The organism is Mucilaginibacter sp. OK098 (assembly GCF_900142915.1).
Classification (GTDB): Bacteria; Bacteroidota; Bacteroidia; order Sphingobacteriales; family Sphingobacteriaceae; genus Mucilaginibacter.
In genome coordinates, this window is the sequence record NZ_FRCM01000007.1 from 314,099 (window position 1) to 334,787 (window position 20,689).

Annotated in this window: 19 protein-coding genes and 1 pseudogene; 15 read left to right on the forward strand and 5 right to left on the reverse strand. The window is 41.0% G+C overall.

The window, feature by feature from the left end; all coding sequences use genetic code 11:
* The first annotated feature begins 174 nt into the window (after window positions 1-174).
* The 4 genes from BUE31_RS23965 (at window position 175) to feoB (ending at window position 6,402) form a co-directional block, all read left to right on the forward strand.
* A complete protein-coding gene (locus BUE31_RS23965; protein ID WP_073406382.1) occupies window positions 175-3,003 on the forward strand; it encodes a TonB-dependent receptor in 2,829 nt (942 codons plus the stop codon).
* Window positions 3,004-3,048: 45 nt separating this feature from the next.
* Window positions 3,049-3,909, forward strand: a complete 861-nt coding sequence (locus BUE31_RS23970; protein ID WP_073406383.1) for an Rpn family recombination-promoting nuclease/putative transposase — start codon at window positions 3,049-3,051, stop codon at window positions 3,907-3,909.
* Between the two features lie 151 nt (window positions 3,910-4,060).
* The gene (locus BUE31_RS23975) at window positions 4,061-4,276 is read left to right on the forward strand and encodes a FeoA family protein (protein ID WP_073406384.1); all 216 of its coding nucleotides are present in this window, start codon (window positions 4,061-4,063) and stop codon (window positions 4,274-4,276) included.
* A gap of 11 nt (window positions 4,277-4,287) precedes the next feature.
* Complete coding sequence (gene feoB, locus BUE31_RS23980) at window positions 4,288-6,402, forward strand: ferrous iron transport protein B (RefSeq protein ID WP_073406385.1); 2,115 nt, start codon at window positions 4,288-4,290, stop codon at window positions 6,400-6,402.
* Window positions 6,403-6,412: 10 nt separating this feature from the next.
* Here feoB and BUE31_RS23985 read toward each other — a convergent pair whose 3' ends face one another.
* Window positions 6,413-7,843 (reverse strand): aminotransferase-like domain-containing protein, encoded by a 1,431-nt coding sequence (locus BUE31_RS23985; protein ID WP_073406386.1) that lies wholly within the window; start codon window positions 7,841-7,843, stop codon window positions 6,413-6,415.
* 88 nt (window positions 7,844-7,931) lie between these two features.
* Between BUE31_RS23985 and BUE31_RS31175 the strand changes: the two genes are divergently transcribed.
* The 7 genes from BUE31_RS31175 (at window position 7,932) to BUE31_RS31360 (ending at window position 14,266) form a co-directional block, all read left to right on the forward strand.
* Entirely contained in the window at window positions 7,932-8,807 is an 876-nt protein-coding gene (locus BUE31_RS31175; protein ID WP_073406387.1) for a Rid family detoxifying hydrolase, read from the forward strand.
* 43 nt (window positions 8,808-8,850) lie between these two features.
* Window positions 8,851-9,729 carry a PhzF family phenazine biosynthesis protein gene (locus BUE31_RS23995; RefSeq protein ID WP_073406388.1) on the forward strand — a complete coding sequence of 293 codons (879 nt, stop codon included), beginning with the start codon at window positions 8,851-8,853 and terminating at the stop codon, window positions 9,727-9,729.
* A gap of 113 nt (window positions 9,730-9,842) precedes the next feature.
* Window positions 9,843-10,454 (forward strand): SprT-like domain-containing protein, encoded by a 612-nt coding sequence (locus tag BUE31_RS24000; protein ID WP_073406389.1) that lies wholly within the window; start codon window positions 9,843-9,845, stop codon window positions 10,452-10,454.
* 9 nt (window positions 10,455-10,463) lie between these two features.
* Window positions 10,464-11,105, forward strand: a complete 642-nt coding sequence (locus BUE31_RS24005) for an HD domain-containing protein (protein WP_073406390.1) — start codon at window positions 10,464-10,466, stop codon at window positions 11,103-11,105.
* 97 nt (window positions 11,106-11,202) lie between these two features.
* Window positions 11,203-11,619, forward strand: coding sequence for a Fur family transcriptional regulator (locus tag BUE31_RS24010; RefSeq protein WP_073406391.1), 417 nt, complete (start codon window positions 11,203-11,205; stop codon window positions 11,617-11,619).
* 137 nt (window positions 11,620-11,756) lie between these two features.
* Window positions 11,757-13,067: a carbohydrate porin gene (locus BUE31_RS24015; protein ID WP_073406392.1), complete on the forward strand. Its 1,311-nt coding sequence runs from the start codon at window positions 11,757-11,759 to the stop codon at window positions 13,065-13,067.
* A 167-nt stretch (window positions 13,068-13,234) separates the two neighbouring features.
* The gene (locus tag BUE31_RS31360) at window positions 13,235-14,266 is read left to right on the forward strand and encodes a YXWGXW repeat-containing protein (protein WP_073406393.1); all 1,032 of its coding nucleotides are present in this window, start codon (window positions 13,235-13,237) and stop codon (window positions 14,264-14,266) included.
* Between the two features lie 71 nt (window positions 14,267-14,337).
* On the opposite strand, the gene apaG is transcribed toward BUE31_RS31360, so the two are convergent.
* Window positions 14,338-14,724 (reverse strand): Co2+/Mg2+ efflux protein ApaG, encoded by a 387-nt coding sequence (apaG, locus tag BUE31_RS24025; protein WP_073406394.1) that lies wholly within the window; start codon window positions 14,722-14,724, stop codon window positions 14,338-14,340.
* 117 nt (window positions 14,725-14,841) lie between these two features.
* Window positions 14,842-15,852, reverse strand: coding sequence for a tRNA dihydrouridine synthase DusB (gene dusB, locus BUE31_RS24030; RefSeq protein WP_073406395.1), 1,011 nt, complete (start codon window positions 15,850-15,852; stop codon window positions 14,842-14,844).
* A gap of 161 nt (window positions 15,853-16,013) precedes the next feature.
* On the opposite strand from dusB, the gene BUE31_RS24035 reads away from it, so the two are divergent.
* The 4 genes and pseudogenes from BUE31_RS24035 to BUE31_RS24050 all read left to right on the forward strand — a co-directional run.
* Window positions 16,014-16,829 carry a CPBP family intramembrane glutamic endopeptidase gene (locus tag BUE31_RS24035; RefSeq protein ID WP_073406396.1) on the forward strand — a complete coding sequence of 272 codons (816 nt, stop codon included), beginning with the start codon at window positions 16,014-16,016 and terminating at the stop codon, window positions 16,827-16,829.
* Window positions 16,829-17,041, forward strand: a complete 213-nt coding sequence (locus BUE31_RS24040; protein WP_073406397.1) for a putative signal transducing protein — start codon at window positions 16,829-16,831, stop codon at window positions 17,039-17,041. The genes BUE31_RS24035 and BUE31_RS24040 overlap by 1 nt, the downstream gene beginning before the upstream one ends.
* The gene (locus BUE31_RS24045) at window positions 17,038-17,874 is read left to right on the forward strand and encodes a phosphatidate cytidylyltransferase (protein ID WP_073406398.1); all 837 of its coding nucleotides are present in this window, start codon (window positions 17,038-17,040) and stop codon (window positions 17,872-17,874) included. The genes BUE31_RS24040 and BUE31_RS24045 overlap by 4 nt, the downstream gene beginning before the upstream one ends.
* 54 nt (window positions 17,875-17,928) lie before the next feature.
* Window positions 17,929-18,582, forward strand: a pseudogene (locus tag BUE31_RS24050) (phosphatidylserine decarboxylase family protein); the annotation flags it as partial.
* Between the two features lie 214 nt (window positions 18,583-18,796).
* Here BUE31_RS24050 and def read toward each other — a convergent pair.
* On the reverse strand, window positions 18,797-19,369 hold the full coding sequence (def, locus tag BUE31_RS24055; protein WP_073406399.1) for a peptide deformylase: 573 nt from the start codon (window positions 19,367-19,369) through the stop codon (window positions 18,797-18,799).
* Window positions 19,370-19,386: 17 nt separating this feature from the next.
* Entirely contained in the window at window positions 19,387-20,619 is a 1,233-nt protein-coding gene (locus BUE31_RS24060) for a M16 family metallopeptidase (RefSeq protein WP_073406400.1), read from the reverse strand.
* Window positions 20,620-20,689 lie beyond the last annotated feature (70 nt).

Here is a 20,689-nt window from a genome sequence, read left to right on the forward strand (position 1 = left end):
CTGTTTTAAATTTAAGTGTACCCAAGCTAATCTGTTGGTGAGAATCCCCTACCTATTTGTTAAAAATTGTTAAATCTTGATTTTAAACTACGATAATATCGTAGAATTACGAATAATTCGTAATTTAGCTGCGCAGGTATTATTTAAAATTAGTGTATCATTTTTAAACTGTTTATGTCAAAAAACTTACGCCACACCATCACAGCTTTTAGCCTTATTTTAGTATCATTAACCACTTTTGCGCAACAGGCAAAAAGGCAGGTAAAAGGAAAACTGGTTGATGAAACCAATAACCCAGTTGATTATGCTACTGTATCAGTAGTAAACGCCGCTGACTCCCTATTGGAAAAAAGTTCAGTATCCGGCAAAAATGGAGGCTTCGAAATAAACGGACTTAAAAACGGAAGCTACAGGCTGATTGTATCACAACTGGGTTTAAAAAACTTTGTACAGGCTTTTAGTATCAGCGCAGCTAAACCCTCTATTGATTTTGGCACACTGAAAATGGTAAAGGATGTACATAACTTAAATGAGGTTGATGTTAAAGCAGAAAAAGCACCCATCACCATTAAAAAAGATACCGTTGAATTTAATGCGGGCTCGTTTAAAACGCAGGCAAATGATAACGTGGAAGCGCTGTTAAAGAAAATCCCCGGCATGGATGTTGACAAAGACGGCAAAATAACTACGGGCGGTAAGGATGTAAAAAAGGTAATGGTTGATGGCCGCGAGTTTTTTGGGAACGACCCAAAAGCGGCTACAAAAAACCTGCCTGCTGATGCTATTGATAAGGTGCAGGTAATTGATGATAAAACTGATAAAGCAAAAAACACAGGTATTGATGATGGTCAGCGCGATAAAGTATTAAACCTTACCCTAAAGGCCGATAAAAAGAAAGGCTGGTTTGGAAACGCTACCGCGGCAGGCGGCACGCAGGATAAGTACCTTGGCCAGTTTAACTTAAATCATTTTGATAACAAAAAACAGCTGTCGTTCCTGTTTTTGAGCAATAATGTTAATGAGTCGGGCTTTAGTTTCGAGGACTTGAATAATTTTACAGGGGGCAATGTTTTTGATGCTTTTTCATCAGGCAACGGGAATAACTCCATATCAGTTAGCAGTGGAGGACGGGTAAATGTTAACGGCGCGTTTTCAGGGGTAAATGATGGCGTAATTACCAACCACAGCGGCGGGATCAACTATTCGGATATTTATGGCAAAAAGGAACAGTTGAAATTTAACGTGAACTTTATTTCAGTGATCTCCTCAAACATGCTGCAAAAGATGTCTGACATCCAGGATAATCCAAATAACTTATTCACCAATCAAAAAACGGGTGGCAGTAATACAATTAACAGCTATCGCCTAAACTTTACTTTTGATTATAAGCTGGATAGTTTAACCAATATTAAATTTAAGCCAAGTATCAGCACTACGCTCAATAAAAATAATTCATCGTTATTTTCAAATACTCTTAACGGTGCAATGGATAGCATAAACAACATAAGCCAATTGCTGAACGGTAAAAAAACAAGCCCGGCGTATGGCGGCCTGTTTTCTGTTAATCATAAGCTGCATAAGGGTAAAGGATCACTTAACTTTTTTGCAAACGGCAATTACTCCAAATCTGATTACGATTACACCAATATATCAACATCCCGTTATTTTGTAAACAACCAAAACGGGAATGACATTAATCAACAAGCCAGTCAGAACAATAACGCTACTTTTTTTAGCGGCACGGCGTCATACGTAAGCCAGTTAAGTGCTAAGCATAAACTAAACCTTACCCTTAGCCAAAGTTTTGATTACCGCAAGCAACTGGCAGATCAATACACGTTAGATTATAACGGAGCCACCGGGAAGTACGAGATAATAGATCCGCTGCTGAGTGGAAATTTTGACAACCGCAACTGGCGGTATACAACTACTGCTGGCCTTAACAAAACTAGCGATGAAGTAACTTTAAACTTCAACTTTGCTGTTGCCGATTTGGGTTTGCAGGGCGATTTCACCAGCAATAATAAATTCAGCACGGTAAAACGCGATGCTTTTGCGCTGGTACCCAATGCCAGTTTTTCCTACCGTAAAAAGAATGGGCCAAACTTTTACTTAAATGTTGGCACCGATGTTAGTTTGCCGTCAGCTACTGACCTGCAGCCTGTATTTAATAATACTGATCCGTTGTATATCAAGCAGGGAAATCCTAACCTGGTGATGTCGCGCTCATTAAACACCAATTTTAACTACAGCTATTTCGATATCAAAAACAATTACTACTTTAACCTTTACGGCAACTTTACAAATACCTGGAACGGGTTTTCAACCGCAAGTACAGTGGATGCAAATGGTATAACAACCTCTCGCCCTATTAATACCGATGGCAACTACAATTCAAACTTTGGCTTTAATTACGGAAAGCCTACAAAAATTAAAGGGTTAAAATTTAGCTTAGGTTTAAACGGAAGCATTAGCCGCTTTGTGAACATAATAAATGGCAATGAAAATGCCGTACGCCGTCTTTCACCGGGCTTAAGCATGGGTACCAATTACGATATTGATAATTTGCAGTTGGGTTTAAGAGGCTACGGAACATATAACAATGCCAAAAACTCCTATCAGTCATTAGCCGATCAGCACTATTATACTTTTTATAATACATTTACCGCCAGTGTAAAGCCAATAAAAGATTGGCGCATATTCAGCGATGTTACCCAAAGATTATTCAGAGGTGCGCCTGCAAGCGCCAATACCTCGTTTTATATCTGGAATGCAGGACTTGAGCGCACATTCTTAAAAAAACAAAACCTTACTTTTTCTCTAAATGCATTTGATATTTTAAATCAAAACTCAGGGATTCAACGCAACATATCAACAACCGGCATCGTAGAAAACGATCAAACAAATACTATTGGCCGCTATTTTTATGCAAAGCTTATTTATAAGATAACTAAGGTTGGATCGCCTGCTAAAAGCACTCCCGGCATAATTATTATGAGGTAAAAATTGGTCGTCAACAAATGCTTGTAAAGGCTTATCTTTGGCTATATGCCTGATAATAAACCACCGGTTACCGGAAAGTATATTGATCCTTTAGTTGACTTTGCCTTTAAGAAGATTTTTGGCAGCGAGCCTAATAAAGATCTGCTGATCGCCTTTTTAAATGAGGTCTTCCGGGGACGCAAATACATAATCGACCTGGTTTACAACAAGAATGAACATCCCGGTGATTTAAAGGATGAAGGCGCTGCTATATTCGATTTGCTTTGTACCGGTGAGAACGGTGAAAAGTTTTTGATTGAAGTTCAACGTGGGCGTCAAGGTAATTTTAAAGAAAGAGCTTTATTCTATACATCGCGGCTGATAAGTGATCAGGCTCCAAAGGGTAAGCGTAGCGAATGGGCTTATAACCTTACTGAGGTTTATCTTGTTGCTTTGTTAGAAGATTTTACATTACAAATAAGCAACGGCAATGAATACCTGCATGATATTTGTTTATGTAACCGTGAAACAGGTGAAATATTTTACGATAAGCTGGGTTATATTTATTTAGAATTGAATAAATTTGTAAAAGAGGACACCGAACTGGAAACTGATTTGGACAAATGGCTTTATATTTTAAAGAATATGAGCCGTATGGACAAGATTCCGGCTTACCTGCGAAAACCCATATTTGAAAAACTATTCAGCATAGCTGAATATACTAATTTGACAAAGGAGGAAAAGACCATGTACGATAGCAGCATGAAATATAAATGGGACAATAAAAATGTACTGGATTATGCGTTGAAAGAAGCTAAACTTGAAGAAGCACGGGCAATTGCCCGTGAACTTAAAAAGGAAGGCCTGGATATTGCCTTTATTGCCAGGACCACTAAGCTAGCTATTGAAGAAATAGAAAAGCTATAAAAACCAGATAACAGCTTATTACAGTTCGCCTGCTAAAAGCACTCCCGGCATAATTATTATGAGGTAAGTATTACTTGTGTAAATTTTGATTGTTCTTATTTGGATTTAATTTAAATAAGCTATACATTTGGCCTAAGTTTTAAATAAGAATATGACGCTTTCAGAACTTGCACCAGGCGAAATTGGGATTGTAAAAGAGTTTACCGACCTTGAGATGTCAGTAAAATTGATGGAAATGGGATGCTTACCCGGCGAATCGATCACCGTTTCGCGTATTGCACCGCTTGGGGATCCGATGGCTATTAATGTATCAGGTTACCAGCTGAGTCTGCGCAAATTTGAAGCTTCAACTATTATCCTGCAATAGCACGTTAACAATTGAAGGCCGATATAAGAGTTGCACTTGTAGGAAATCCAAACACCGGTAAATCAACTCTTTTTAATACATTAACCGGTTTAAATCAAAAAATAGGAAATTTTCCCGGCGTTACGGTTGATAAAAAAACCGGCTATTCCACTTTGCCCGATGGCCGTATTGCCGAGATCATTGACCTGCCGGGCACTTACAGCCTTTACCCTAAAAGCCAGGATGAATCTATCGTTTTCTCCGTATTGGCCGACAGATCAAATGCCCATACTCCCGATCTTGTTGTTGTAATTATTGATGCAACAAATCTTAAAAGAAACTTACTGCTTTATACCCAGGTTGCAGACCTGAAAATACCCGTTATTATAGCGCTGAACATGACGGACCTGTCGACAAAGGCAGGTATTAATATTGATATTGACCTTTTTGCCAAAAAACTGGGCGTACCTGTAGTTCCTATTTCGGCACGAAAGGTTGAGGGCATTGATAAGTTAAAACAGGCTATAACCTTTGCTAATAAAATTGCATTACAGGAGTCATCTATTGATGTAGAAGCCATTGCCCCGCAACTGATAGCGCAAATAAGCGAAGAGCTAAAGCTCGACAATCCTTATTTCGCCTTGCAGCTGGCCCATCAGCATGAAACTGTTAAGTTTTTAACCCCAACCGAAAGCGACCGTATAGAGGAACTGGAAAAAGAATTTTCATTCCACTCCCAAAAATCGCAGGCTACAGAGACTATTGCCCGGTATAGTTTTATTAATGATTTGCTATACGATACTGTTAAGATTCCCGAAACAGCTAAAGATGAAACATTAAGCAATAAGATTGATAAGATACTAACCCATAAAGTGTTGGGCTTTGTTATTTTCCTGGGCATATTGCTCTTTATGTTCCAGTCTATTTTTGCATGGTCGGCTTACCCGATGGAAAAAATTGGAGATCTGTTTGCATGGGTTCAAAATTCATTGCACCAATTACTTCCCGCAGGGCCATTAACCGGTTTATTAGTCGATGGCGTTATAGGAGGATTGAGCGGCGTAATGGTGTTTATCCCCCAGATAGCTATACTTTTTGCATTTATTTCGATCCTGGAAGATACCGGCTACATGTCGCGGGTTACGTTTATGATGGATAAGCTGATGCGCAAGGTTGGTTTAAATGGAAAATCGGTTGTTCCGCTTATTGGTGGTTTTGCGTGTGCTGTGCCATCTATTATGAGCACCCGTACTATTGAGAACTGGAAAGACCGGATGATTACCATAATGGTAACACCATTGGTTACCTGCTCGGCCCGGCTCCCTATTTATACGCTGCTAATCGCGTTGGTTGTGCCAAACCGTAATGTTTGGTGGATCTTTAACATGCAGGGATTAGCATTAACGGGGATGTATGTTTTCAGCCTGATATCAGCGATAGTTGTAGCCTTTGCGTTTAAGCTGATCCTGAAGGGCCGCGAGCGCGGCTACTTTATTATGGAATTGCCGGTTTACCGGATGCCAAGATGGAATAATGTGGCCTTCAGCATGTATGACCGTTCAAAGGCGTTTGTTTTACAGGCTGGTAAAGTTATTATAGCCGTATCGGTTATCCTATGGGTACTGGCATCATACGGCCCTGGTGACCGCTTTGCAAAAATCGAACAAAAATATCAGCAGCCTCAGTATGCAAAACAGCTTAACCCGGATGATCTTAAAAGAGCCATCAATTCCGAAAAACTTGAGAATTCATACGCCGGGGTATTGGGCCACGTTATTGAGCCAGCCATCAGGCCATTAGGCTTTGACTGGAAAATAGGTATAGCGCTCATCACTTCCTTTGCTGCCCGCGAAGTTTTTGTAGGCACAATGGCTACCATTTACAGTGTTGACGGCAATGCCGATAAAATAGAATCGGTACAGAAAAAAATGGCCTCGGCCAAAAATACTCAAACTGGCCAACCGGTATTTTCGCTGGCAGTTGCATTTTCATTAATGATGTTTTATGCCTTCGCTATGCAGTGCGCCAGCACGGTTGCCGTAGTTTACCGCGAAACAAAGAATTGGCGCTGGCCCGCTATCCAATTCGCTTATATGACAGTATTGGCATATGCCGCGAGTTTACTGGCTTATAATTTGTTGAAATAGTCATAGCGGATCAGGCTGTTTTGTCACCAGCGGATTGAAATAAAAGACCTAGTTTCTTCAGCGCATTTTCAGTATTAGCATCCCATAATTTACAATAGCTTATGCGTAAATAATTTTGATAGTCGCCTTTGGCAGAGAATAATTCACCAGGGGCATAACTAATTCCAAGCTTAAAAGCAGCGTCTTGCAGTTGTACCGTATTTATATATCCAGGTAATTCAACCCAAATAACAAGGCCGCCGATTGGGGAGCTGATTTTTGTACCTTCCGGAAAATACTGTTCAATCAGGTTTGTAGTTCGCACTAAATTTTTGTTCAGCTCAATTCTGAATTTTTTCAGGTGCCGGTCGTAAACACCAAAAGATAATAGCTCGCACAATGATTTTTGAGTAAAACTACAGGTTGGGCCGTTGTGCATGGACTTAAGACGCGCCACTTCATAAACAAACCTATCTGTTGCACACCAGCCAATACGGAGCCCGGGAGCAAGTGATTTCGAAAAAGAGTTGCAATACAATACCCAGCCATTTTTATCATAAGTTTTAATGGTATCCGGCCTGGTGCCTTTAAAAAAAATATCTCCGTATAAGTCATCCTCTATGATGGGAATTTCCATTTTATTGGCAAATTCTGCAAGCTGTTGCTTTTTCTCACTGCTTAAACATGTACCATTTGGGTTATTAAAATTAGCCACCAAAACGCACGCTTTAACAGCAAACTTGCTGCATGCATCCTCCAGGTCCGTTATATTGATCCCTGTTTCTGAATGGCACGGGATTGTAATTACTTTTAAATTTAAATATTCCAGGCACTGCATAATGCCGTAATAGCATGGGTCTTGTACCAGCACTGTATCGCCTTCTTTTGTAACCGCTTTAAGGCCAAGAATAACAGCTTCAGTGGCGCCATTGGTAATGATTATATCACTTGCCTGTAATGAGCCGCTCCACATGAATGACCTTTTAGCAATCTCTTCCCGTAATTTCAGGTTTCCTTTGCGTTCCTCCATAGCAAGGTAGCTTCCGCTTAAATCTCTCGAAGCATTTTGAATGGCCCGTTTAATACTATTAAAAGGTAATAAACGATGATCAGGAAGGGCGTTGGCAAAGGATACAAAATGCTTTCCGGCACCATCTTTACGAAGTTTTTGGATCAGTTGATCTATATGAACTGTTTTGGCAGACAATGTTACCGGGTTAGTTTGGGGAAGGGGAAGCTTTCTTTTAGACCGGTAACTTACAAAGTATCCTGATTTTTCACGCGCATTTATTAGTCCTTTATCAATTAGATGGTTAAATGCCTGTAATACTGTGCCCACACTTATGCCATTCTCTTTATGCAAACTACGTAACGACGGAAGTTTATCTCCGGCTTTATAAACATCATTTTCAATCATTGATGCTACTTTATTAGCCAGGGTTATATAAATAGATTCATGCATAGTAAAATCTGTTATAGTTAAATATTCAAAAACTGTATCTGTTATATATTGGCAAATTTAATGAATTTTGTTATTACAATATCAGCACATGAAAACATCCTTTTTTACTTTCCTATCCGTAATCATCATCCTAATAAATAAAACCCAGGCACAAACCCAGCAAATGAACATTAACCAACAACCGAGAGAAATAGTTAAAGCCTTTTTACAAATTGTAAGATCAGGAAAAAGCCCCGAAAGAGCAGCAGAATTTATGGCCGATACAGTTTTAGCCAATCAAATGAATGCTGAAAAACAGGAAACTATAAAAAGAACACCACAGAATTATTCGGAACATGTTAAAGAATTTAAGGCTCTTTACGGCCCATATGAATTTGAAATAACTGAATTGATAGCTAATGATAATAAAGTATATGCCCGATGGAAACAAACCGGGAAGCATTTAGCAGACATAGGTCAATTTAAAGCTACGGGCTTACCTTTAATAGAAATTGGAAGTGCAGTTTACCGCGTTGAAAATGGTAAGATAGCTGAATACTGGATACAAACAGACCGAAAAGGATTTGACTTGCAATTACAGCAAAACGAAGAATTAACAACCCATAAACTGCCAAACGGGTTTCCATTCACCGACGCTGTGGCTTTAGGGGAAACATTATACATATCAGGACAGATAGGGACTGACAATTTAAACGGCAAGTTGATAAATACCGACTTTAAAGCAGAAGCAAACCAGGTAATGAAGAATCTAGGCAGCGTTCTTCAAAAGCACAACTTAACCTATACCAATCTTATAAACGTGACAATTTACCTGACAACTATGGATAATTATGCCCCCACCAATGAGGTTTATCAAAAGTACTTTAATGGCCAGTTTCCGGCACGGGTATGTATTGCTGTTAAAGAGCTTCCCCTCCAGGCAAATATTGAAATTTCAGCAATCGCCAGGATCGGGAATAAATAAATAGATCCTACTCACTTAATCATAAAATATTAACAACCAGTTTATGAGTATAATACCATATTATCATGTCGACGTTTTTACAGATCAGCCATTTTCCGGTAACGGCTTAACTGTTTTTACAGATGCTGAAGGACTTAGCGAAGCCGCAATGCTTAAATTGACACAAGAAATGCGGCAATTTGAGAGTATTTTTCTTCAAAAAATTGATTCTGGCAAGGTGCGGGCCCGTATTTTCACTTGCCAGGAAGAGATGGATTTTGCAGGCCATCCGGTTTTAGGGGCAGCTGCCACTTTACACGATCTCTACCAACCTGACGCTGAAAAAGCGACCTGGACATTTATATTAAATAAAAAATCGGTTTCAGTAGTCACCGAAAAGAAAAACCAGTTTTACAGCGCAATTATGAACCAGGGAAAGGTTGAGTTTGGCAAGGAGTTAGACGCGGCAGAAACAGCCTTGTTGCTTGATTGCTTAAGTTCAAACCCGGGTGATCTATATCCGGGATGTTATCCAATAGTTGTTTCTACCGGTTTGCCTTACCTGATCATTCCCTTACAAAAAAATGGTTTCGGGGCAAAAATAAGGGTACCTGACCTGGAGGAAAGGATCCGGCAATGGGGCGCCATGTTTATTGGGATACTTGAAATTCCAACGTTACGGATAAGAAGTTGGGATAACGAGGGAACTGTAGAGGATATAGCCACAGGCAGCCTTGCCGGGCCTGCTGGCGCTTACCTGGTAAAACTCGGTTTTCAAAAACCTGGTTCTGTTATACAAATTAACCAGGGAGAAAACCTCGGGCGCCCTAGTCAGCTTTTTGTTGAAGTAAGGATAAGTAATGGGGAATTAACTGATGTTTATGTACGTGGCAACGTTTGTAAAGTTGCACAAAGCATTTTAACGGCGGGACAATATTTATAAGCTGAAAGCGAAAAGCCGAAAGCATAAAGCTTTTATTCCTTTTCTAATTTTTTTGCTTTGGGCTTTAAGCTTTAGTCTTTCCGCTTTTTATTATCTTTGCGCCGAGGTAAAAATTGGATAAAGTAAAAATTCTTGAAACATATCTTCCGCCTGATGCAGCCCCGCTCATTGGCCGGTGGATTGACTACTTTAAATGCGAATTCAAAATTTCGCGCAACCGCAACACTAAGTTTGGCGATTACAGGCCGCCGCACTCGGGTAAAGGGCACCGCATCTCTGTAAATTTTGATCTGAACCCTTATGCGTTCCTGGTTACCACAGTGCATGAGTTTGCACACCTTCATACTTGGAACGAACATAAGCACAAGGCCAAACCGCATGGTACCGAATGGAAGCTGAACTTTAAAAAAATGATGCAGCCTTTTTTTGAGAAGGACATTTTTCCTGCGGATGTTAAACATGCTATAACAGGTTATTTGAATAACCCGGCGGCATCCAGCTGTTCCGACCTTACTCTGTACCGTTCGCTCCGGATGTATGATGCGCCTAAAGAATCAATTGTAACGGTTGAAAAGTTACCTTTGAAGGCTATGTTTAAGCTAAAGGATGGGCGGATCTTCCGCAAGGAAGAGAAGCTGCGGAAACGCTATAAATGCATAGAAGTAAATTCAAGGCGCGTATATTTATTCAGCCCGGTTGCCGAAGTTGAACTGATTGCAGATTAATAAACGATTATGAACAATTCCGCACTTATTGATAAAACAGTAACCTTTGTTCGCCAGACATTACAAGATGCTGAAGGCGGGCATGACTGGTGGCATATTAACCGCGTATGGAACAATGCAAAGCTGATTGCCCAAACCGAACAGGCCGATTCTTTAGTTGTTGAACTCGGAGCCCTGTTGCATGACATCGCCGACAGCAAATTTCATAACGGAGATGAGGAACTCGGCCCAAAAACTGCCGGTGATTTTTTGAAGGATAGCAATGTTGACGAAGAAACCATTAACCATGTGCAGCAAATTATAAGACATATTTCTTTCAAATCAGGCTTTGATAAGGCAGGCTTTAAGTCTATTGAGCTGGATATTGTACAGGATGCCGACCGTTTGGATGCGCTTGGAGCCATAGGCATAGCCCGGGCCTTTAATTATGGCGGTTTTAAAGGCCGCGAGATCTATAATCCTGAAATTAAGCCAAACCTTAGCATGACAAAAGAGGAATATAAAAACTCAACAGCCCCCTCTATCAATCATTTTTACGAAAAACTATTGCTGCTTAAAGATAAAATGAACACCACTACCGGTAAAAAGCTGGCAGAGCAGCGGCATAATTTTATGCTGAGCTATTTAGAGCAGTTTTATTCGGAGTGTTAACATACAGTTTAAACCAATAGTATACTTTTGCCGTTAATACAATAAAACCAATAACAATCAGACCCAGTGGCATAGGCTATTAGCTAACTTAAACAGTATGAAAGCAATAACAGAACAAAAGCTGGCTAATAAAAATGTTACCCCAACAGCTATGCGTATATTGGTTATGAATACGCTGTTAGCGCAAAACGCAGCTATAAGCTTAAGCGATATTGAAAAAAGTTTGGCCCCGGCAGACCGGATCACTATATACCGAACCATTAAAACTTTTGAAGAAAAAGGATTGGTTCATGTAATTGAGGATGGCGCCGGCGCACCAAAATATGCTTTATGTTTAGAGGAATGTGATGTAAACGAGCATCATGATTTGCATGTGCACTTTAATTGCATCTGCTGTAAAGAAACCTTTTGCCTCCCAAATTGCAAAATCCCCGATGTTTCATTACCTGCTAATTTTTCTTCAACAGAGATGAATCTTATTGTTAAAGGAATTTGTGACAAATGCGCTAACTAATGCAATTCCATTGCATTGTTTTAATAACTTACTTTGCGGCATAATTAAAAAATTAGATAAAAAAATTTGAATAATAATAAATTTAGACAAGTCTAAATTTATTATTAGATTTGCTTAAATTTAATAAAATGTCTGTTATGAAAAAATACATACTCTCTTTTATATTATTAATTGCTGTTGTTAAGCTATCTGCTGCGCAGGATACTGTAAAGCAGGAACGCTTTAGCTTCCATTTTCAGCAAACTATTATTACACAATACAAGTCAGGGTTTAGTGCCGGTTATAGTGGCTTAAACAGCTTATCGACCAAAGAAGAAACACAAAGTTCCATCACTTCCACATTTTTTGGTGCGGCCCGCCTGTGGAAAGGGGCTGAAGCTTACTTTAACCCGGAGATCTCCGGAGGCGCAGGTTTAAGTAAAACATTGGGGATAGCCGGTTTTCCGAATGGCGAAACCTTTAGGGTTGGTTCGGCAGAACCTAAAATTTACATCGCCCGCTTGTATTTTAAGCAAAACTTTGAATGGGGAAATGAAAAAGATACTATACAAAGTGATGCCAATGTGCTGGGTGGTTTAAAAAGCAAGCGCTATTTTTCAATAGCTGCCGGAAAATTTGGAATGGCTGATTTTTTTGATGGCAATAATTTCAGTCATGACCCGCGCACGCAGTTTATGAACTGGGCATTAATGGATAACGGCTCATGGGATTATCCCGCAAACACACGTGGCTATACTATAGGTGCCGTTACCGAATTAGGTCAGCCTAACTGGACCCTGCGTTTTGCTTTTACCATGGTGGTAACCCAGGCTAATTCATCTGTATGGGATAGCAAGATAGGTAAAGCAAATACCCAAACTATTGAATATGAAAAACGGTACACTTTAGGTGGTCAAAGCGGGACATTGCGTTTACTTGGATTCAGGAACAATGGTAAATTCGGTAATTATAATTTGGCTGTTGCCCAAAACCCGGCTGCCCCAAATGTTGATAGTACGCAAGCTTATGGCCGCCATAAATATGGTTTTGGTATTAGTGCTGATCAGTATCTTTCTAAAGATCTTGGCGTATTTGCCAAAGCCAGCTATAATGACGGGCATACCGAAACCTGGTTCTTTACTGAAATTGATCGTTCTGTAAGTTTAGGCGCTGTATTAAAAGGCACTTCCTGGAAACGTAATGAAGATGAAGTTGGCCTTGCGTTTATTGGGAACGGTTTATCTGCGCCACACCGCAATTACCTTGCAGCAGGCGGCTATGGCTTTTTAATTGGCGATGGCAAACTTAATTATGCACCCGAAATGATTGCTGAACTGTATTATAAAATTAATGCCTACCAAAAGAAATTCTTTTTAACCCCCGATTACCAGTTTATTGTAAACCCTGCCTATAATAAAGATCGCGGACCGGTAAATGTATTCTCGATAAGAGCACATGTGGAGTTTTAACATTTATGTTCTATTGTCTCTTAAGCCACAGTAATTGGGGGAACACTTTCCAGGTTTTGAATACTCAGGGTTTTAACCAGGCAAACATTATCTGTTGCTGATTGTCATATAATTAACAATGAGCAATTAATTAGTATTGCTTAAACAGTTAATAAACAATTACCCCGATGAAAAAGATCATTAAAATATTCATTTTATTATGTGTGGCATATTTTGCCATACCCCAAACATATGCACAGGTTAGCGTAAGCGTAACAGTAGGTACACCGCCCCCGGCATTACGGGTTTATGTGCAGCCGGAATGCCCGGTTGATGGTTATATATGGCAACCCGGTTACTGGGCTTATGATAATGACGAAGGTGGTTATTACTGGGTGCCGGGTGTATGGGTGGCCCCGCCAAATCCAGGCCTTTACTGGACCCCGGCTTACTGGGGCTATACCGGCGGCGTATACGGATTTTATTCGGGTTACTGGGGGCCGCATGTAGGCTTTTATGGTGGCATTAATTATGGTTACGGCTATGGCGGCCATGGATATGGCGGCGGCAGATGGGACGGAGACCGTTTCCGTTACAACACTGCTGTTGTACGTGTAAACAGAACCGTAATACACAATACTTATGTTGACCGTACCGTTGTACGCAATACACGTGACCACCGGAGCTTTAATGGTGGCCGAGGCGGTGTAACAGCCAGGCCAAGGCCACAGGAGCGGGCAGCAATGAGAGAACGCCATATTCAGCCTACATCAAACCAGGTCTCGCACCAGGAAGCAGCGCATAAAGACAGGAACTCGTTTGTAAAAGCAAATCGCGGAAGGCCTGCTGCATCAGCGCCGGCAAACAGGGCTGGTGCAAGATCCAGTGCAGCAAGGCCAAACGGCACTCACCCTAATCGTAATCAACCACAGCAACAAAGGGCATCACAACAACGTGCTCCGCAGCAACAAAGGGCACCGCAACAGCGTGCTCCACAGCAACAACGGGCACCGCAACAGCGTGCTCCACAGCAACAACGGGCACCACAGCAACGTGCTCCACAACAACAACGGGCACCACAGCAACGTGCTCCACAACAACAACGGGCACCGCAACAACAACGGGCACCACAACAACGTGCTCCACAACAACAACGGGCACCTCAGCAACAACGTGCTCCACAACCGCATAATGCGCCAAGGCCAGAGCATCACCGGTAAAATATTTATCAAACAAAAACCCCGGCTGTTATATGGCCGGGGCTTTGTTTTTTAATTATGTTGAGTGAAAACTAATTCATGCGGTATGGCGCTATCAGGTAAAATTCAGGGATCAATACATTAAAAAGCTGGTTATCCATTAGTCGCGACATCTGGTATTCGCCTTTCATGCTGCCCATATCTGTTTTTAAGTTACAGCCCGAAACGTATTCATGAGCCTGCCCCGGCTCAATAACCGGTTGCTGACCAACTACACCTTCGCCTTCAACTTCGCGTTTTGCGCCGTTCGAATCAAAAATATACCAATGGCGGCCCAAAAGCCGAACTGCATATGAACCCATATTCTCTATTTTTACCTTGTAGGCAAACATAAAATGGTCATTCGCAGGATTAGAATACTCCGGCTGATAAATGGTTTCTACCGAAACTTTAACGCCGTCTGTAATAGTAGTAACCATATAAAAATCTCCTTAATTCAAATATATATTATCTGTTCAAATATCAAGCCATATTTGCAGAATATTTTTAAGTGGAAAGTCTGGAGTCTATCGTCTTAGTCTTTTTTGACCCCAGAATTAAGACTGCACGCTTAATATTTCATCCGCGTAGCGCGGATTTTGGCTTACTTCATGTAAAATTTCCATTACATCTTCTAAAGTGCCAGCAGTAACCAGGCGCATGCGGTATTCCTTAAAATTTTCAATCCCTTTAAAGTAATTGCTGTAATGCCTGCGCATTTCAAAAATTCCAGTTTTTGGACCTTTCCATTCAATGGACTTTTGCAAGTGGGTGGTACAGGCATCAATACGTTCGGCAATGGTGGGTTTATCCAGGTATTCGCCGGTTTTAAAGTAATGTTTTATCTCCCTGAAAATCCATGGATAACCAATTGCAGCGCGGCCTATCATCATCCCATCCACATCAAATTCCATTCGCCATTCTGCCGCTTTTTGGGGAGAATCGATGTCACCATTCCCAAAAATGGGGATTTGAATCCTCGGATTCTTTTTTATTTCGCGGATCAGCGCCCAGTCAGCAACACCTTTGTACATTTGCGCCCGGGTACGCCCATGAATAGTGAGCGCTTTTATACCTACATCCTGCAGGCGCTCAGCAACTTCGTAAACGTTTTTAGTATTATCATCCCAGCCAAGCCGGGTTTTTACGGTTACCGGCAAGTGCGTAGCTTCAACCACAGCCTTGGTCATGGCCACCATTTTATCAATATCCTGTAACAGGCTTGCACCTGCGCCACGGCATGCAACCTGCTTTACCGGGCAACCGTAGTTAATATCCATCAGGTCGGGCTTTGCAAGCGTGGCAATTTCAGTGGCCTCGCGCATGTGATCGATATCGCTGCCGAAGATCTGGATGCCGATTGGACGCTCGTACTCAAAAATATCAAGTTTCTGGCGGCTTTTGGCTGCGTCACGGATCAATCCCTCGCTCGAGATAAATTCCGTGTACATCATATCCGCCCCATATTTTTTACATACGTAACGGAAGGGAGGATCGCTCACATCTTCCATCGGCGCCAGCAAAAGCGGGAACTCCCCTAAATCAATATTTCCTATTTGTACAGACATCCAGTATATTCGCTGCAAAAATACGTATTTTAAGCCGGATGATAAACACACCGTACAAAGAGTTAGATAAGGGTGACAAATCTTCAGTTCGTCCCTGGTTGCAGCTTCTTATTTTCATATGTATATTTATTGGTGTCCTGATTTTAGGTAATCTTATCGGAATGGGGATCGTTACAGCGCTCTACGGCTTAAAAACATTGCTGGCATTGGGCAGTGTAACGGTTACCGCACCTCATTTTGTTCCGGCTTTATGGATAGTGCAAATACTGGGTACCACCCTGCCCATATTTATTGCGCCCATAATGTTTGCCAGGCTTGTAGCTAATGATCTGCAGGGCTATATAAAACCCGGCTTTCGTTTTCCGTGGCTTTTGCTGGTGGTCATCTTCGCGCTCATGTTTTTATCCAATCCGCTTATTGAGCTTTTATCAAACATCAACCAAAAAATGATTTTACCGCCCTGGTTAAAATGGATGCGCGATAGCGAAGATAGTGCGCAGAAAGTGATGGAAGCCATACTAAAAATGGACAACATCTGGGATGTGATAGCTGATGTGCTGATGATTGGCCTGCTAACCGCCATTGTTGAAGAGTTTATGTTTAGGGGAGTGATCCAAACCATATTTATACGTTGGACGAAGAATACGCATGTAGCAGTATGGATAACCGCTATTTTATTCAGCGCTTTCCATATGGAGTTTTTTGGGTTTTTACCCCGCTTAATGCTGGGCGTGTTCTTTGGTTACTTTGTAGCCTGGAGCGGCAGTATCTGGACGGGTGTTTGGGCGCATTTTATTAATAACAGCACCGTAGTTGTAGTAACTTATCTTTTCCAGAAAAAAATCATCAATGGCGAACCGAACGAGCAGCATATGTTTAACTATATTGGTTATGCAATAAGCTTTGTAACTGTGGTGTTTTTGCTTTTTATTTACAAAAGGATAGCTGTGGTAAAAGATCAAATCCAGGTTGAGTGATGGAAAAGAATTGGGTAAAAATATTCACATCCACTAACTTTTACCAATCAGAAATGGTGAAACAGGCCCTTGCGGGCAATCATATTGAAACCGTATTATTAAACAAGCAGGACTCATCACACCGGTCATTTGGCAACATTGAAGTTTATGTGCACCAAAATGATTTTAGCGATGCTATTGAAATTATTATTCTGAATCAAATTACCTCATGAAAACACGCGCCATAACCGGTTTCTTTTTTGTTATAGTTATGCTGGCATCCGTTATGTTTGGGCCTTACCTGTTCGGTGCTTTTTACCTGGTAATAAGCTGTTTTTGCCTTTTTGAATTTTACAAGCTTATTAAAGAAAATACAGCCAGCCCCAATGTTATAGCCGGATTAATTAATGGCGCGCTACTTTTTGCCGCATTTGCCTTATTGAGCTACTCTAGTATTTTTGGGATACCTGTTTTAGAAGGAAGAAATGTTGCGCATAAAATGCTGTTTTTACTTCCGTTATGTTCAAGTGTAATTTTTATACACGAGCTCTTTAAAAAGGCAGCAGCTCCATTTGCTAATATTGCTTTTACTTACCTCGGGTTAATATTTACAATAGTCCCTTTTGCATTTTTTCATGGACTGGCTTATGTATCAGGGGGCTTTAACCTGCATATCCCACTCGGATTTTTAATTATGCTTTGGGCTAATGATACCGGCGCCTACCTGGCAGGAAGAGCATTTGGACGTACTAAACTATTTGAACGCCATTCACCCAAAAAAACATGGGAAGGCTTTATCGGAGGTGTTTTGATAAGCGCAGGAACGGCATTAATACTAAGTTATTTTTATGCGGAGCTTGCCCGGGAACAATGGATTATCATTGCTTTATTGATATCATTTTTCGGCACCACAGGCGACCTGGTGGAATCCATGTTTAAACGAAGCATTAATGTTAAAGATTCGGGAGGCATCCTTCCGGGTCACGGCGGGCTATTGGATAGGTTTGACGGACTACTTTTAGCGGCCCCAATTGTATATACTTACCTTTACTTCATTTCAAATTAGTAGTTTTGTACAATTATCAGAATACGATAACACTATAAGAAACAACCCCCAATGATGACTTTTCATAAAGAAGGATACACATCCTTAGCTATTTGCGTCCTGTTCATATTTGTATTGAATGCATTTATATCATTTTACTTCCCTGAAGCGCATGTGGTAAAATGGATAGTTTATATACTTTCTTTTTTACTTTTTGTTACCATTGTGCAGTTTTTTCGCAGCCCGAAGGTGAACATTGACACAGATGATAAGTATGTACTTTGCCCTGCAGACGGGAAAGTGGTGGTGATTGAAGAAACTGTTGAAACAGAGTTTTTGAAAGATAAAAGGATCCAGCTTTCGATTTTCATGTCGCCAATAAATGTGCACATAAACCGTAACCCTATAGCGGGTGTAGTTAAATATTTTAAATACAACCCGGGTAAATACCTGGTGGCCTGGCACCCGAAATCATCAACCGAAAACGAGCGGACCACCATTGCTATTGAAAACAATAATGGCGTAACCGTATTGTTCCGGCAGATTGCAGGGGCACTTGCCCGCCGCATTGTGTGGTATGTAAAAGAAGGTGATGTGGTTGAGCAGGGTGCGCAGTTTGGCTTTATAAAGTTCGGATCGCGCGTTGACGTATTTTTACCATTAGGAACAGAAATAAAAGTTGAGCTTGGCCAGGTAGTAAAAGGCGGCCGCACCATATTGGCCCAGCTGGCTGAAAAGCCGGCGCCGGTTAAAGCCGAACCCTTTAAAGAAAAAGCCGAGCCGGGAGATACCTTTGAAACGGTGAAAGCTGCAAGGCCGGTTAAGAATACCATAAAGAAGGCGTAAAGGTTTTGAACCCTGATCGAGATATAGCAAAAATGCCCGGAAAAATCCGGGCATTTTTGTTATATCTATATTTTAAACTCTCTTTAGGGGCTGGACTCTACCTTCCTTTCTTGGCAGCCGGGAATTTCATTCTGTATTCAACATCAACTATCCCTTTTGAAATATCGGTTAGTTTTTTCTCTAACAGGCGTTTGCGGAGCGGGCTTAGCTTATCGGTAAACAACTTGCCTTCAATATGGTCATATTCATGCTGTATAACACGCGCAGCCATGCCTGAAAACGTTTCTTCATAGTGTTTCCAGTTTTCATCGTAATAAGAAATTTTTATGGTTGGCTTGCGGTAAACATCTTCTCTTATATCGGGGATACTAAGGCAGCCTTCGTTAAACGCCCATTCTTCGCCGGTTTCTTCTAAAATATTGGCATTTATAAAAGCCTTTTTAAAGTCTTTCAACTCAGGCTCTTTATCCTCAAATGATGAAACGTCAACAACAAATAAGCGCATGGATAAACCAACCTGGGGTGCAGCTAAGCCCACACCATGTGCGCCATACATGGTTTCGTACAAATTTTCAACTAACTCTTTTATATGCGGATATTCATCCGGCTCAATGGCTGTCGCTTTTCTTCTTAAAACAGGATCGCCGTATGCTATAATAGGAAATTTCATTGTGCAAAAATACGGCTTTATTGCTTAGGCTCAAATAGTAAGGTAATCATCCTGTCATTATCAAAAATTTCGTTACTTATTTCTAACAATTGTTCGGCTGTTACCGCATTAATTTTGTCGAATACCTCCTGCAGTGTGTCCACATAATTAAAATCAAGCAGGCTTTTAGCCATAGAAATGATCAGGCTCATCCGGTTTTCTTCGGCTAAGGCTATCTGGCCAATAAATTTTTCTTTGGCCTGGTGCAACTGCAGGGTACCTAATTTATTATCGCGCAGTTTTTTTAATTCTTTATGGATCAGCCTGGTTGCTTTTTCAGCTTTTTCGCTATCGGTCCCAAAATAAACGGAGAAAATCCCTGTATCGGTTAACGAGGTATAGTTTGATTCAACAGTATAAGCTATGCCATGTTTCTCCCTTATTTCAAGATTCAGTCTGCTGCTCATTCCCATGCCGCCCAACAGGTTATTTAAAAGCAATAAGCCATTTTTATGCTCATGGGCCGACGGATAGGCCCGGCTGCCAATAATGCAATGCGTTTGCGAGATGGGCTTGGTAATGATGCTTTTTGTTGAAAGGATCTCCGCGGGAGTAACCCTGTGTTTTTTTGAATAGTTTGCCGGGATAGCGCCAAAATATTTTTCGGCAAGTTTAGTTACCTTTTTAAAATCATAATCGCCAAAAACGGCAAAAATCATTTCTGAAGTGTTATAGTTTGCGGCAATAAATTGATTAATATCTGCGCTGTTCAATTTGGCAACGGTTTCAGGTGTGCCTAAAATATTATTACCTATCGGGTGTCCCCTAAACAATAATTCCTCAAAATCATCCTGAATGGCTTCCTCTGGCTGATCAAGATAAGAAGAAATCTCATCCAGTATTACTCCTCTTTCTTTTTCCTGCTCATCTTCCGGAAAGGTGGAATGAAATAAAATATCCTCAAAAAGGTCAATTGTACGCTCCAAATGCTGGTTTAACAGCGACGCATGGATGCAGGTATACTCTTTGGTTGTATAGGCATTAAGGTCGGCCCCTACAAGCTCAAGGCGGTTCAGGATCTGGTTGGTGCTGCGCCTTTCCGTTTCCTTAAACAGTAAATGTTCAATAAAGTGAGCCAGGCCGGTTTGATGTTCTGTTTCATCGCGCGAGCCGGCATTAACAATAAAACAGCAATGCGTTATTGTTGATGTTGCATGTTTATAAAGTATCCTGATGCCGTTGGATAACGTGTGAACCTGGTAATCCGTCATGATTGAGGCGCAAAGATAGGGTTTAAGTCGGAAAAGTCCGAAAGTCGGGAAAGACTGAAAGAAAAAGCAA

Excerpts from the sequence above, each read along its gene's own strand:
- BUE31_RS24015 (WP_073406392.1), top strand. The coding sequence starts at position 11,757 with ATGAAAAAATACATACTCTCTTTTATATTATTAATTGCTGTTGTTAAG.
- BUE31_RS24005 (WP_073406390.1), top strand. The coding sequence starts at position 10,464 with ATGAACAATTCCGCACTTATTGATAAAACAGTAACCTTTGTTCGCCAG.
- BUE31_RS31175 (WP_073406387.1), top strand. The coding sequence starts at position 7,932 with ATGAAAACATCCTTTTTTACTTTCCTATCCGTAATCATCATCCTAATA.
- dusB (WP_073406395.1), bottom strand. The coding sequence starts at position 15,852 with ATGTCTGTACAAATAGGAAATATTGATTTAGGGGAGTTCCCGCTTTTG.
- BUE31_RS23965 (WP_073406382.1), top strand. The coding sequence starts at position 175 with ATGTCAAAAAACTTACGCCACACCATCACAGCTTTTAGCCTTATTTTA.
- BUE31_RS24010 (WP_073406391.1), top strand. The coding sequence starts at position 11,203 with ATGAAAGCAATAACAGAACAAAAGCTGGCTAATAAAAATGTTACCCCA.
- BUE31_RS24060 (WP_073406400.1), bottom strand. The coding sequence starts at position 20,619 with ATGACGGATTACCAGGTTCACACGTTATCCAACGGCATCAGGATACTT.
- BUE31_RS23975 (WP_073406384.1), top strand. The coding sequence starts at position 4,061 with ATGACGCTTTCAGAACTTGCACCAGGCGAAATTGGGATTGTAAAAGAG.
- BUE31_RS24045 (WP_073406398.1), top strand. The coding sequence starts at position 17,038 with ATGAAAACACGCGCCATAACCGGTTTCTTTTTTGTTATAGTTATGCTG.
- BUE31_RS23995 (WP_073406388.1), top strand. The coding sequence starts at position 8,851 with ATGAGTATAATACCATATTATCATGTCGACGTTTTTACAGATCAGCCA.
- apaG (WP_073406394.1), bottom strand. The coding sequence starts at position 14,724 with ATGGTTACTACTATTACAGACGGCGTTAAAGTTTCGGTAGAAACCATT.
- BUE31_RS24035 (WP_073406396.1), top strand. The coding sequence starts at position 16,014 with ATGGGGATCGTTACAGCGCTCTACGGCTTAAAAACATTGCTGGCATTG.
- BUE31_RS23985 (WP_073406386.1), bottom strand. The coding sequence starts at position 7,843 with ATGCATGAATCTATTTATATAACCCTGGCTAATAAAGTAGCATCAATG.
- BUE31_RS23970 (WP_073406383.1), top strand. The coding sequence starts at position 3,049 with ATGCCTGATAATAAACCACCGGTTACCGGAAAGTATATTGATCCTTTA.
- BUE31_RS31360 (WP_073406393.1), top strand. The coding sequence starts at position 13,235 with ATGAAAAAGATCATTAAAATATTCATTTTATTATGTGTGGCATATTTT.
- def (WP_073406399.1), bottom strand. The coding sequence starts at position 19,369 with ATGAAATTTCCTATTATAGCATACGGCGATCCTGTTTTAAGAAGAAAA.
- BUE31_RS24040 (WP_073406397.1), top strand. The coding sequence starts at position 16,829 with ATGGAAAAGAATTGGGTAAAAATATTCACATCCACTAACTTTTACCAA.